Origin of the sequence: Komagataeibacter sp. FXV3 (genome assembly GCF_015155755.1) — a bacterium.
Lineage (GTDB): Bacteria > Pseudomonadota > Alphaproteobacteria > Acetobacterales > Acetobacteraceae > Komagataeibacter.
In genome coordinates, this window is record NZ_VWPI01000160.1 from 1 (window position 1) to 12,578 (window position 12,578).

Genomic DNA, 12,578 nt, shown 5'->3' on the forward strand with positions numbered 1-12,578 from the left:
GGGGTGGGACAGGCGGGGAAGCTGCCCTGCCTGGCTGCGGCGGATGTAGTCGATGGCCGCTGCCGCCGCCATGGCTTCCGCATCGCTGAAGGTGCCAAAGGCGTCAAGGCTGGCCACGCCAAAGGCCTCGGCCATGCGCTGGCGCGCGGCGTCGGCGCTGGCGGGCGGGACGATGGGGGTGCGGCGGCCCGCGAAATCACCCAGTTCCACGTTGTCCGCGCACAGGATTTCCGCCGGGTCCAGACGGCCCAGCAGGTCGTTCAGGTCACGCGCGGGGACGGCCGCGGTTTCAAACAGGCCGGTGGAGATATCGATCCATGCCAGGCCGGGATCGCTGGTGTCGCGCCCGGTGGGGCAGATAATGGCGGCCAGCAGGTTCTGCCGTCCCGCCTCCAGCAGTTCATCTTCGGTCAGGGTGCCCGGCGTGATCAGGCGCACGACCTCGCGCCGCAGCGGTCCCTTGGATGCGGGGCGTCCCTTGCGGGGCTGTTCGGTCTGTTCGGCTACCGATACACGGAACCCGCGCCGGATCAGCCGCGCCAGATAGGCCTGCGCCGCATGCACCGGCACCCCGCACATGGCGATGGGTTCGCCCCCATGCGTGCCGCGCGCGGTCAGCGATATGTCCAGCGCAGCGGCGGCTGCTTCCGCGTCATTGAAAAACAGTTCGTAGAAATCCCCCATCCTGAAGAACAGCAGGGCGTCGGGGTGTTCGGCTTTCAGCGCAAACCACTGCGCCATGGCGGGTGTGGCACCCTCGGGGGATGGGAATGTCATGTCCGGTGTCTAGCGGCGGGATGGGGGATTCGCCAGTGCGGATTTCATGACCGCACTCCCCTATGCCGCCCGGTTGCGGCGCAGGCGGCGGCTGATCGCGGCCATCGCCTGGCGCATGTCCGCAACCCCCAGAACCTGCAGCGCCAGCAGGTAGATGCCCATGCCCAGCGTGACCATTATCCCCACATCCACGATCCGCATGACCGGGCCAGCCTGCATGGCATGGCCCAGCGGCGTATGGCCCAGCATGACCAGACCCATGGCCATGACTGCCGCACACACGATCATGCCCGCCAGTTGCCGCACCAGCGTCGGGTCCGGTACCAGCGCGCCGCGCCGCAGCAGCACGAACGCCAGCACGCCGGCATTGACCATGGCCGCAAGGCTGCTGGCCAGTGGCGGGCCGATATGCGCCAGCCAGTGCATGAAGCTTATGTTCAGGATGAAATTCAGCACCAGCGTGCCCATGCCCACCAGCACCGGCGTGCGCGTATCCCCGCGCGCGAAGAACCCCGGCGAGAGAACCTTGACCAGCACGAAGGCGGGCAGCCCCAGCGCATAGGCCCGCAGCGACTGCGCCGACAGTACCGCGTCATGCGCTGAAAAATGTCCATGCCCGAACAGCGCCATCATGACCGGCGCCGCAATGACCAGCAGCCCCGCCGCCGCTGGCAGCGTCAGGATCAAGGCATAGGAAATGGCCCGGTTCTGGGTACGGTGCGCCCCGTCGAGGTCATCCGCCGCAAGGTGGCGCGTCAGCACCGGCAGCAGCGTGGTGCCCGCCGCAGCGCCCAGCACGCCCAGTGGCAGCTGGTTCACCCGATCGGCAAAATACATGAGCGAGACACTGCCCGCAGGCAGCAGGGTGGCGATGATGGTATCGACCAGAAAGTTGATCTGCGTGATCCCGCTGCCCACCAGCCCCACACCCATGCGCGCCAGCAGCGTGCGGATGCGTGGTGTCAGGCACGGCGTGACCAGGCGCAGGCGCATGCCCGCCCGGTGCGCGGCATATAGCAGGATGCCGAACTGTACCACACCCGACGCGGTCACCCCCCATGCAGCGGCATGCGCAACGTCACCCGTCAGCGGCGGCAGGATCACGATGGCGGCAATGCCGATGACGTTGAAGCTGACATAGGCCGCCGCCGCCACGCCAAAATGGTGCATGCCGTTCAGCACGCCCGACACCAGCGCCGCCCCGCAGATCATCAGCAGGTAGGGAAAGGTGATGCGGCTGAGCGATATGGCCAGCGTGTCGCGCACGTCGCCATGCGTGAACCCCGGCGCGATCAGGCGCAGCACGCCGGGCATGAAGATTTCCCCCAGCACCGTCAGCAAAAGCAGCCATGACAGCAGGACGCTCATCGTCTCGCTGGCGAACTGGCGCGCGGTGTCTTTCCCCTCACGTTCCAGCAGGGCGGAAAACAGCGGCACGAAGGCGGCGTTCAGCGCGCCCTCGCCAAACAGGCGGCGGAACATGTTGGGCAGGCGGAAGGCGATCTGGTACGCATCCTGCGCTGCCCCGGTGCCCAGCAGGGCCGCAAGCAGCTGATCGCGCACCAGTCCCAGCACGCGGCTGATCATGGTCCAGCCGCTGACGGTCAGGAAACCCTTCAGCATCGTGTCAGCATGACGCGCGCGGGGATGATGGGGGCATCAGTGATCCATCACCGCCCGTTCGACCGCCATGCGCACGCGCCGCGATTCGGGCGATGTGACGGAAGTGAACCAGTTGACCAGCTGCCCGTCGCGCCCGATCAGGTATTTGTAGAAATTCCAGCGCGGCAGCGACAGGAACCCGCCCTCGCGCGCCAGCCACCGGAACAGGGGTATCGCCTGCGGTCCCTTCACATGACTCTTGGCGGTCAGGGGAAAGGTGACGTTGTAGTTGCGCTGGCAGAATGTGGTGATCTGCTCGGGCGTGCCCGGTTCCTGGTTGCCGAAATCGCTCGACGGTACGCCAATCACCATCAGGTCATGACTGCGCCATGTGGTCCACAGGCTCTGCAACCCTTCATACTGCGGCGTGAACCCGCATTTGGACGCCGTATTGGCGATCAGGATCGGCTTGCCCCGCAATTTGGACAGGTCGATGTCGGGACCATTCAGGGCAGGCAGGACAAAGTCATAGATCGTTGTCATTGGGATGCTCGGTTTCGTAAGCGCGCCGGAGTAACCGGATTGCCGGGTCACATGCCGGGGGTCAAGCCGCCTGTTTGCAGACGTGGGATGTGGCGGAGGGGGCCCGTCAGGCAAATTCATGCCCGACCGGGCGCGACAGCAGCAGCTGGCTGGCGTCATCCATGTCGATCGTGCCCGCCAGAAGGCTGGTGACGGTGGCGATGACCGGCGTGTTGACGCCATGCTGGCGGGCAAGCTGCAGCAGTGCCGGGGCGGTCGCCCGGCCTTCGGCCACGCCCTCCAGCGCATCTGCCGCCTGCTGCGCGGGCATGCCCTGACCGATCGCCAGCCCAAGGCGGTAATTGCGTGAGGCCGCACCCGTGCAGGTCAGCAGCAGATCCCCGATTCCCGCAAGGCCCGACAGCGTCTCGGGCCGCCCGCCCAGCGCGTGCGACAGGCGCGACAGTTCAGCAATGCTGCGGGTAATCAGGGCCGCGCGGGCATTTTCTCCCAGATTCGCCCCCATGGTGGCCCCTGCGGCAATGGCCACCACATTTTTGGCGGCCCCCCCCAGTTGCACGCCCGTCGGGTCGTCGCTGGCATACAGGCGGAAGGCGGGCGTGGTCAGCAGGTCCGCAAGCCGCCGGGCCTGCATGCGTTCCGTGCTGGCCATTACGGCGGCGGCGGGCAGGCCAGCCGCGATTTCATGCGCGAAATTGGGACCGGACAGGACGCCCAGCACGCTGTGGGGAAATATTTCCCCCAGTACCTGCAACGGCATGAGGCCGGTCGCCTGCTCGATCCCCTTGCAGCACGCGATCAGTGGCGCGCAGGGCGGGACGGTGCGGGCGATGGCGCGCAGGTGTTGCATGGGACAGGCCAGCAGGATCAGGTCGGCCTGACGCGGCATGGCGTCGCTTACGGTAATGCCGGGTGGCAGGGCGTAGCCGGGCAGGCGGGGCATGACGCGGCCTGCGGACATGGTGGCGGGATTGCGTGCCCACAGGCCGACTTCGGCACCCGCGCGCGCGGCCTGCAGCGCCAGCGCCGTTCCCCATGCGCCTGCGCCGATCACGGCAATCCGTGCGGTATGGGTCATCCGTTTGTTCCCTGACGGTTATGTGCTGTATCCGGCATTTTTGTTGTTTGCTTATCAGCCTGCTAACAAAACGGCCTGCAAATCATAAAGAAGTTTTTGGTGAAGCTTTTTTCAAAAAGCTTCAGGGAACGCTGCCTTTTTGAAAAAAAGCGGCACCCAGAAACTTTTATAATTTCTTATTTAAGCATTGATTTCAGGCATCAACCGTCATGCGCTGCGCCATTTCCGACAGCGGCCAGCGCGGGCGTGGGCGCATGGCGATGTCATTGGGTATGGGCAGGCCAAGGGCCGCGCGTGCGCGCATGGTCTCGATCGCGGCCCATGCCACCATGACCGCATTATCCGTGCACAGCCGCAGCGGCGGGGCGGCGAAGGGCAGGCCATGCGCCGTGGCGAATTCCTGCAGCCGTGCGCGCAGGACGCCGTTGGCAGCCACCCCGCCCGCCACAACCAGCGTGGTCGGGCGTTCCATCATCTCCAGCGCGTGGCCAAGGCGGTCGATCACGATATCGCTGACCGCCTGCTGGAAGCTTGCGGCGATATCGGCGGCCTGCTGGCGGGGCAGGGCGGCGCGGACCTCGGTGGGCAGTTTCTGCGCCACGGCGGTCTTGAGGCCGGAGAAGGAAAAATCACATCCCGGCCGCCCCATCAGTGGGCGCGGCAGGGACACGGCATGCGGGTCGCCCTCACGCGCAAGCTGTTCCACCGCCGGGCCGCCGGGCCAGCCAAGGCCAAGCATCTTGGCTACCTTGTCGAAGGCCTCGCCCGCCGCGTCGTCAATCGTGCCGCCCAGCCTGCGGTAATGGCCAACCCCTTCCACCGCGATGCACTGGCAATGCCCACCCGATACCAGCAGCAGCAGATAGGGGAACGGCGCGCCATTGCTGGCGACACCGGGCAGGCGCGCGGTCAGGGCGTGGGCTTCGATGTGGTTGACGGCAATGAAGGGCCGGTCCAGCGCGATGGCCATGCCCTTGCCCATGTCGGCCCCCACGATCAGCCCGCCAATCAGCCCCGGCCCGCAGCTTGCGGCGACCGCACCCAGTTCGTGTGGCTGCATGCCAGCCGCGCGCAGCGTGTCGCGCACCAGCGCAGGCAGTGCGCCAAGATGGGCGCGGGCAGCGATTTCGGGCACGACCCCGCCAAATGGCACATGGCCGGATTGCGATAATGTCGCTTCTGCCAGGATCTGGCCGCCTGTCGTAACGATCGCGCAGGCCGTGTCATCGCACGAAGATTCAATGGCCATAACGGGCGTTGGCAGATCGGGGCATGTCGGTTCGGTATGGGGCATGGCGTAATTTACAATCCGGATGTGCCGAATGTCATCTTTCCTTTATCGCGGTGCGGTAATAGACACGCGATATGGAGTCCGCAAAGCCATCAGCCCCGTTTCCATCGTCCGCGCTACAGAAAGTCGCGGCCGAGGCCGCTGCACGCCAGCGAAAGGAAGCCACACATCCCGAACCCCACCGCCGGCAGTTGCCGCTGAAGGTCGGGACGCGCGCTTCCCCGCTTGCGCTGGTGCAGACACGGGCGTTCCTGACGCTGCTGACCCGTTTCTGTCCCGTGCTGCGTGACATGGGCGCGTTCCAGGAACACCAGATCAGCACCACCGGCGACCAGGTGCAGAACCGCAAGCTGGCGGAAATTGGCGGCAAGGGCCTGTTCGCCAAGGAAATTCACGATGCGCTGCTGGATGGCCGGATCGATTTCGCCGTCCACAGCCTGAAGGATCTTGAAACCACGCTGCCACCGGGGCTGGTGTTGGCCTGCACCCTCAAGCGCGAGGACGCGCGCGACGCCCTGATCCTTGGTCCGGACTGTGGGGACCCTGATCCCGCCGATCCGTATGCGGTCCTGCCGCAGGGCGCGCTGGTGGGCTGTGCCTCCGTCCGGCGTCAGGCGCAGATGCTGCATGTGCGTCCCGACCTGAAATTCGGCCTGCTGCGTGGCAATGTGCAGACGCGGCTGGACAAGCTGGCGGCGCGGCAGTGCGATGCAACGCTGCTGGCCTGTGCCGGGCTGCGCCGCCTTGGCATGGAAGACCGTGCCGACGTGATCCTTGATCCCACCATCATGGTGCCTGCGGCGGGGCAGGGCATTGTCGGGGTCACGGTGCGCGAAAGCGATATCGAACTGCGTGAACTGCTGTCCGCGATCGAGGATTACGAAGCCCGCGCCGTCGCCACGGCCGAACGCGCGCTGCTGGCTGAACTCGATGGATCATGCCGCACGCCGATCGGTGGCTATGCCCGCCTGATCCCGGTCGTGGCCGGGGGCGCGCCGGAACTGCACCTGACCGGCCTTGTCGCGCGTGAGGACGGGACCTTCCTGCTCAAGCGTTCGATCAGTGGCGCACCGGCGGATGCGGCGCGTCTGGGCCGTGACCTTGGCCGCAGCCTGCGTGCCGACAGTCCCGCCGATATTTTTGTTGAACAGCCGTAACCAGCCCCCATCCCCCGCCATGCGCGCGGGGGTGATCGTGACCCGTCCGCCGCCGGGGCTTGCCCCCACCATGGCGGCGGTGGCGGCGCGAGGGCTGCATCCCGTCGCCGCCCCCATGCTGCGTGTCAGGCAATGCGCGCTTTCCATCGGTACATTCCGTCCTGATGCCATCGTCCTGACCAGTGGGCAGGCCGTAGGCAGCCTGACCGACCCGCAACTGCATGACATTCCGTGTTACGTCGTGGGGGCTGCCACCGCGCGGCGTGCCCGTGCGGCGGGATTTGTTCATGTCACGGCCGCATCCGGCACGGCGGATGACCTGACGGCGCTGCTGCAGGCCGCCATGTCGCCCACGTCCCGGCTGCTGCTGGCGGTGGGGCAGGGTTATGGGCAGGACATGGCCGTGGCGCTGCGAGGGCAGGGATACCGGGTGCTGCGGCGCTGCGTATACATCGTGCGGCCTGCAACATGCCTGCCGCCGGATGCTGTCGCGGCTTTGCAGGCGGGGCAGGTTGCGGCGGTGATGTTCTATTCCACCCGTACGGCGGAAGCCTTCATCGCGGCCCTGACGCCCGCGCTTGCATCCCTGTTGGTGGCGGTGGAGGCTATCGCCATGTCAGATGGGGTTGCTGCCGTCCTTGGTGCGGGTGCGCGCTGGGATGGCATACGCGTGGCCGCGCGTCCCGATCAGGACGCCATGCTGGACTGCCTGCCCCATGATGCCCCCTGAAATCGCGTCGTCCCGGCCATGAAAAAAGGCCGGAGCATGCGCCCCGGCCCGTTCATTAAGGACTGTTCCTGAAAACCCGCAGAGTGATAAGGACGTTTTTGGTGAAGCTTTTTTCAAAAAGCTTCAGAAGGCATCCCCCTTTTTGGGAAAAGGGGGCACCCAGAAACTTTTATTGTCCCGTAGCGTCAGGTTGCCCTGAAACAGCCGCTGGTATCCGTGCGTGCCTGTATGGATCAGGCGTGGCCCGGCGTCTGGTCGAAGGAGTTACGCTTGGCCTGCCACAGCGCCACGAAGTCGATCGGCTGCAGCACTACGGGCGGGAATCCGCCATCGCGCGTGACTTCGCTGAGGATGTTGCGCACATACGGGAAGATCAGGCGCGGCACTTCCACCAGCAGGATCGGCTCGATCAGTTCGGCCGGCGGGTTGTTCAGTGTCGCGATCGCGGCATAGGACAGTTCGGCAATGAAGACCGGGCGGCCGGCGGGGCCACCTTCCTGCTGCGGGGCTTCACTGGCTTCGGCCTTTACGGTCAGGACCACCTCGAACACCGGCTGATCCTGCTCCAGGCGGTTGGCCTGCACGTCGATGTTGACCGAAATCTGCGGGTTCGTGCGCAGGGTCGCGAAGATTTCCGCGCCAGCGGGCACTTCAAACGAAAGGTCCTTGATATACTGCAGGTTGATCGCCAGCGGTAGCGCCGGAGGGGCGCTCTGGCCGTTTTCAGGGGTGGGCGTCTGAGTCGTGTCGGACATGCTTGTCTGTATTCCCCGGAGATATGCGGAAAAAAGAAATGAATACCGTATTCTCTGGCCGTAGCATGGGTCCGCGGGCGATGCCATACCAGCTGTCGGAATTTTAACGGTCCTTGCGCATTGTGCTGGCTCCGGCCGTTGCCTATGTTGTTGCGCAGGGTAATCTGGGCAGGGGACCCGCCTGCATTATGGACGCGCGCGGCATGAATTTTTCTTTTGGTCATTTTCCGCTGGATCTGATTGTTCTGGGGCTGGTGGCTGTATTCCTTGTTCTGCGACTGCGCAGCATTCTTGGCCGCCGTGTTGGCGCGGAACCGGCCCCGCGCCCCATGGCGCCGCCGCCCATGGCCGCGAATGTTGTGGAACAGAAGCCCGAACCGCCGCCGCCTGCCATCAATTATGACATTCCCACCCCCGATACGCGGGTGGGTGGCGTGCTGGCCCGTATCGGCACGCTGCAGCCCGGTTTCACCCCGCAGGATTTTGCCAGGGGAACCGAGGCCGCCTTCCGCCAGATCGTCGGCGCGTATGCGGCGGGGGACCTGAACGTGCTGCGCCAGCACCTGACGGCCGCGACGTTTTCCGCCTTCGAGGCCGCGATCCAGTCCCGCCAGCAGGCAGGCGAAGTCCTGCGCAGCGAAATCAGGGACATTACCGATATCGCCATCATTGGCGCGGAGATTGACGAGGCAGCCGGCCCGAACCCGCTGGCCCGGATCGAGGTCCGGATCGTGTCAGACCAGATCAGCCTGACCGTGGACAGCAATAACCAGCCCGTGGCCGGTGTGGATGCCGTGACGGAATTTTCGGACCTGTGGACGTTCGAACGTCTTCTGGGTGTCAACACCGATGGCGCGGGCTGGCGTCTCGGGGCCAGCCGCAGCGCGTAGGCCGCCCTGCCATAATTTATCGATAAATCCGTGATCAGTCTGTGTGCATGAAAGTCATGAAGCGTCTGGCGCCGCTGTGCGTCGCTATTACCCTATGCGGATGTCATATCGGGGAAGGCCCCAACCTTGGGGCGCCCCAGGCCCCACGTGGACATCATAAATCAGGCCATGCCCGGCCCGTTTCCTTCAATGCCCTGCCGGGATGGAAGGATGATGCGTTGGAAGATGCGTTGCCGGTCTTCCTGCAGGACTGTCACAAGGTCGGCAGCCTGCCTGCTGACAGCACCCTGGGCGGGGACGGCATAAAATATGCCGGGCGGCAGGTCGGTGACTGGCAGGCAGCCTGTAACGCCGCGCGCGACGTGCCCGCAGGTGATCGCGCCGCGGCGCAGGCGTTTTTTGAACAGTGGTTCGTGCCCTATACCCTGCCTGCGGGCAAACGGACGGATGGCACGCTGTTCACCGGATATTATGAACCCGAAATCCGTGGTTCCCTGCGTCGTGGTGGCATTTACCAGACCCCGGTCTATCGCCGTCCGCCCGATCTGGTGCGCGAACGCGACGCGCAGGGCAAGGTCGTGACCGGGCGCAGCCAGGATGGGCGGATCGTGCCGTACTGGACCCGCGCGCAGATTGATCAGGGCGAGCTTGCGCATAAAAAGCTTGAACTGCTGTGGCTGGCGGACCCGGTTGATCTGTTCTTCCTGCAACTGCAGGGCGCGGGCAGGGTGCGCCTGCCCAATGACAAGGTGATCCGCCTTGGCTTTGATGGCCTGAATGGCCAGCCTTACGTGCCGCTGGGCCGCGTGATGGTGGCACAGGGCCTGCTGGGCGCCGACGACGTAAGCATGGCGTCCATCCGTGGCTGGCTTGAGGCGAATCCGGACAAGGCCACGGACATGATGGAACAGAACCCGAATTATGTCTTTTTCCGCGAACTGGATCATGACGATACGCAGGCCGGTGCGCCGGGCGCGCTGGGGGTTGCGTTGACGCCGGGCCGTTCCATGGCGGTGGACCGGGATTTCATTCCGCTAGGCAGCCCGGTATGGGTGCAGGCGCAGGTGCCCGTGGATGGACACCCCGTGACATGGAACCGGCTTGATTTTGCACAGGACCTGGGCACCGACATCAAGGGACCTGACCGCGCCGACCTGTATATGGGCTGGGGGCCGGAGGCGGCACAGGCGGCTGGCAACCTGCGTTCGACCGGGCAGATGATCGTGCTGGTGCCCCGTTCTGCTGCCGAGCCGACAAAAAAGACACACAAGCCCACACACTAGATCCGCATGAGCGGAGTGAAGAGCGTAGTAGCATCATGACAGGGCGACCCCGCGCGGGGCAGGCTTGCGCACCCCAGACCCGCCTGCCGCGGACTGTCCGCCATACCGAGGGGCCGCACCTGCTGGTGCGTGGCGACTGCATCCGGGCCATGCGTCGCATGGAACCTGACAGCGTGGACGTGGTCGTAACGTCGCCGCCGTACAATATCGGCCTGAAATACCGCACGTACCGCGACCGGCTGGAGGAAGACGGCTATCTGGACTGGATGGTTGAGGTCGCGCGTGAGGTGCGTCGCGTCATGCGTCCTGACGGGTCGTTCTTCCTCAATGTCGCCGGTTCCTCGGCGCAGCCATGGCTGCCATTTGAACTGATGGTACGGCTGCGTGAACTGTTCGTGCTGCAGAACCATATCACCTGGGTCAAGTCGATTTCGGTGGGAACGGAAACGCACGGGCATTTCAAGCCGGTCAACAGTCACCGCTATCTGAATCGCAATCACGAACATCTGTTCCACCTGACACGTACGGGCAATGTCGGGCTGAAACGTCTGGATATCGGCGTGCCCTACATGGACAAGTCCAATATCGTGCGCCGGGGCCACCGGCAGGACCGGCGTTGCCGGGGCGATACATGGTTCATCCCATATGAAACCGTGCAGGGAAAGGCACAGAAATTCCACCATCCCGGCACATTTCCCGTGCTGCTGCCGCAGATGTGCATCCGCCTGCATGGCAAGCCGGCACCCGTGGTGCTGGACCCGTTCATGGGGACGGGCACCACGCTGGTCGCCGCCGTACGCGAAGGGGGACAGGGTATCGGAATCGACCTGGATACCATCTATGTCAATGTCGCCCGACAAAGGGTACGGCAGGCCATGCAGGCGCAGGTGGATGGCGCGGCCGGGACAGATGATCGAAAACTTTGATGGTTTTCATTTAAACGATTATTTTGACAAATAATCCCTGAATCGGCCAGAAACCCACTCAAGCAAGGGACAGGGGGTTTATGCATGTCGGTTAAAACAGCAGTGGCGGCATTGGTGGCTGCGGGTATCGTGGCGTATGGGGGAACGGTCGCCTATCTGACCCATTTCGATCATGCAACCGCACCGGCGCCTGCGGGGGCAGGGGTGGACGCGACATCGGCTGCCGCGCTGAATGTCATACGCGAAGCCCGGTGCGACTACTGCCACGCGGCCAGGGTTGACCTGCCGTTCTATTTCAGCCTGCCCGTCGCCAATACGCTGATGAGCCATGATCGGGATCAGGGGCTGCGGCATTTCCGTGTGGAACCGGTCATCAATGCCCTGCAGAATGGTGGCGTGCCCGATCAGGAACCGCTGGCCCGTATTGAAGAAGTCATCAATCAGAACCGCATGCCCCCCACGCTGTATCTGCTCATGCACTGGCATGCCCACCTCTCGGCGGCCCAGCGTGAAAGCATGCTGACATGGATCGCGCAGGTGCGCCGCCAGCATTACGCGACGCCGGGCGTTGCCGACCGCTTTGCCGCCGAACCGGTGCAGCCCGTGCCCGAATCCGTGCCGGTGGACAGCCACAAGGTCGCGCTGGGCCAGCGCCTGTTCTTTGACCGCAAGCTGTCCGGTGATGGCACGCTGAACTGCGCCAGCTGCCACAGCCTGCAGCACGGTGGCGTGGATGGACTGGTCACCGCCACCGGCATCCATGGGCAGAAGGGGCCGATCAATGTCCCCACCGTCTATGATGCGGTGTTCAACAAATGGCAGTTCTGGAACGGCCGTGCGGGCACGCTGGCGCAGCAGGCGGCAGGCCCTGTCATGAACCCGGTCGAGATGGGATCGCATGACTGGACATCGGTTGCGGCCCGCCTGCGTGAAGACCCGACCTACGCCCCGGATTTCCAGGCCGCGTATGGCAGCGACACGATTGATGAAAACACCATTACCGACGCCATTGGGGAATACGAAAAGACGCTGGTGACGCCTGACGGCCGCTTTGACCAGTATCTCAAGGGGGATGACGCGGCGCTGAACACCCAGGAAAAGCATGGTTATGCGCTGTTCAAGCAGATTGGCTGTTCAGGCTGCCATACCGGCCCATCCATGGGTGGACAGGCGTTCGAGCCGCTGGGGCTGGAAGGCAATTACTTCTCGGCCCGTGGCGGCAAGCTGACGGATGCGGACAAGGGACGCTTTGAAGTGACCCACGATCCCGCCGACATGGAACGTTTCAAGGTGCCCAACCTGCGCAACATCGCGCTGACCGGACCCTATTTCCATGATGGCAGCATCAAGACGCTGGACGGTGCCGTGCGTGACATGGCGCGTTACCAGACGCCCGACCATGACATTTCCGATCAGGACGTGGCGGATATCGTGGCCTTCCTCAACACACTGACCGGACGTTACCAGGGCGAGACCCTGCATAATACGGCACCGTAATACGGTTCATGTCCGTTCGGGAACGCAGGCCCTGCCGCCAATGCGGCAG

Annotated in this window: 11 protein-coding genes and 1 pseudogene; 6 read left to right on the forward strand and 6 right to left on the reverse strand. The window is 64.5% G+C overall.

Annotation, left to right across the window (positions count from 1 at the left end; genetic code table 11):
• The 5 genes and pseudogenes from F1542_RS14805 to tsaD form a co-directional block, all read right to left on the reverse strand.
• Nucleotides 1–777 (reverse strand): annotated as a pseudogene (locus tag F1542_RS14805) (DNA mismatch repair protein MutS); the annotation flags it as partial.
• 60 nt (nucleotides 778–837) lie between these two features.
• The gene (gene murJ, locus F1542_RS14810; protein ID WP_193733714.1) at nucleotides 838–2,400 is read right to left on the reverse strand and encodes a murein biosynthesis integral membrane protein MurJ; all 1,563 of its coding nucleotides are present in this window, start codon (nucleotides 2,398–2,400) and stop codon (nucleotides 838–840) included.
• A gap of 36 nt (nucleotides 2,401–2,436) precedes the next feature.
• Nucleotides 2,437–2,922 carry a glutathione peroxidase gene (locus tag F1542_RS14815; protein WP_010507681.1) on the reverse strand — a complete coding sequence of 162 codons (486 nt, stop codon included), beginning with the start codon at nucleotides 2,920–2,922 and terminating at the stop codon, nucleotides 2,437–2,439.
• Nucleotides 2,923–3,028: 106 nt separating this feature from the next.
• The gene (locus tag F1542_RS14820; protein ID WP_193733715.1) at nucleotides 3,029–4,000 is read right to left on the reverse strand and encodes an NAD(P)H-dependent glycerol-3-phosphate dehydrogenase; all 972 of its coding nucleotides are present in this window, start codon (nucleotides 3,998–4,000) and stop codon (nucleotides 3,029–3,031) included.
• A gap of 193 nt (nucleotides 4,001–4,193) precedes the next feature.
• Nucleotides 4,194–5,294, reverse strand: coding sequence for a tRNA (adenosine(37)-N6)-threonylcarbamoyltransferase complex transferase subunit TsaD (tsaD, locus tag F1542_RS14825; RefSeq protein WP_193733716.1), 1,101 nt, complete (start codon nucleotides 5,292–5,294; stop codon nucleotides 4,194–4,196).
• Nucleotides 5,295–5,365: 71 nt separating this feature from the next.
• Between tsaD and hemC the strand changes: the two genes are divergently transcribed.
• Complete coding sequence (gene hemC, locus F1542_RS14830) at nucleotides 5,366–6,448, forward strand: hydroxymethylbilane synthase (RefSeq protein ID WP_193733717.1); 1,083 nt, start codon at nucleotides 5,366–5,368, stop codon at nucleotides 6,446–6,448.
• Nucleotides 6,435–7,178 (forward strand): uroporphyrinogen-III synthase, encoded by a 744-nt coding sequence (locus F1542_RS14835; protein WP_227672772.1) that lies wholly within the window; start codon nucleotides 6,435–6,437, stop codon nucleotides 7,176–7,178. Before hemC ends, F1542_RS14835 begins: the two co-directional genes overlap by 14 nt.
• A 233-nt stretch (nucleotides 7,179–7,411) precedes the next feature.
• On the opposite strand, the gene secB is transcribed toward F1542_RS14835, so the two are convergent.
• Entirely contained in the window at nucleotides 7,412–7,933 is a 522-nt protein-coding gene (gene secB / locus F1542_RS14840) for a protein-export chaperone SecB (RefSeq protein WP_193733718.1), read from the reverse strand.
• A 203-nt stretch (nucleotides 7,934–8,136) separates the two neighbouring features.
• Between secB and F1542_RS14845 the strand changes: the two genes are divergently transcribed.
• The 4 genes from F1542_RS14845 to F1542_RS14860 all read left to right on the forward strand — a co-directional run bounded on the left by F1542_RS14845 (nucleotide 8,137) and on the right by F1542_RS14860 (nucleotide 12,529).
• Nucleotides 8,137–8,823 carry a Tim44/TimA family putative adaptor protein gene (locus F1542_RS14845; RefSeq protein ID WP_193733719.1) on the forward strand — a complete coding sequence of 229 codons (687 nt, stop codon included), beginning with the start codon at nucleotides 8,137–8,139 and terminating at the stop codon, nucleotides 8,821–8,823.
• Between the two features lie 56 nt (nucleotides 8,824–8,879).
• A complete protein-coding gene (locus F1542_RS14850; protein WP_193733720.1) occupies nucleotides 8,880–10,106 on the forward strand; it encodes a murein transglycosylase A in 1,227 nt (408 codons plus the stop codon).
• 35 nt (nucleotides 10,107–10,141) lie between these two features.
• Nucleotides 10,142–11,032 carry a site-specific DNA-methyltransferase gene (locus F1542_RS14855; RefSeq protein ID WP_193733721.1) on the forward strand — a complete coding sequence of 297 codons (891 nt, stop codon included), beginning with the start codon at nucleotides 10,142–10,144 and terminating at the stop codon, nucleotides 11,030–11,032.
• Between the two features lie 84 nt (nucleotides 11,033–11,116).
• Nucleotides 11,117–12,529, forward strand: coding sequence for a cytochrome-c peroxidase (locus F1542_RS14860; RefSeq protein WP_193733722.1), 1,413 nt, complete (start codon nucleotides 11,117–11,119; stop codon nucleotides 12,527–12,529).
• Nucleotides 12,530–12,578: the final 49 nt, after the last annotated feature.

Coding starts and splice junctions, on each gene's coding strand:
- F1542_RS14855 (WP_193733721.1), top strand. CDS start 10,142: ATGACAGGGCGACCCCGCGCGGGGCAGGCTTGCGCACCCCAGACCCGC.
- F1542_RS14815 (WP_010507681.1), bottom strand. CDS start 2,922: ATGACAACGATCTATGACTTTGTCCTGCCTGCCCTGAATGGTCCCGAC.
- F1542_RS14860 (WP_193733722.1), top strand. CDS start 11,117: ATGTCGGTTAAAACAGCAGTGGCGGCATTGGTGGCTGCGGGTATCGTG.
- F1542_RS14845 (WP_193733719.1), top strand. CDS start 8,137: ATGAATTTTTCTTTTGGTCATTTTCCGCTGGATCTGATTGTTCTGGGG.
- F1542_RS14850 (WP_193733720.1), top strand. CDS start 8,880: ATGAAGCGTCTGGCGCCGCTGTGCGTCGCTATTACCCTATGCGGATGT.
- F1542_RS14820 (WP_193733715.1), bottom strand. CDS start 4,000: ATGACCCATACCGCACGGATTGCCGTGATCGGCGCAGGCGCATGGGGA.
- secB (WP_193733718.1), bottom strand. CDS start 7,933: ATGTCCGACACGACTCAGACGCCCACCCCTGAAAACGGCCAGAGCGCC.
- murJ (WP_193733714.1), bottom strand. CDS start 2,400: ATGCTGAAGGGTTTCCTGACCGTCAGCGGCTGGACCATGATCAGCCGC.
- hemC (WP_193733717.1), top strand. CDS start 5,366: ATGGAGTCCGCAAAGCCATCAGCCCCGTTTCCATCGTCCGCGCTACAG.
- tsaD (WP_193733716.1), bottom strand. CDS start 5,294: ATGCCCCATACCGAACCGACATGCCCCGATCTGCCAACGCCCGTTATG.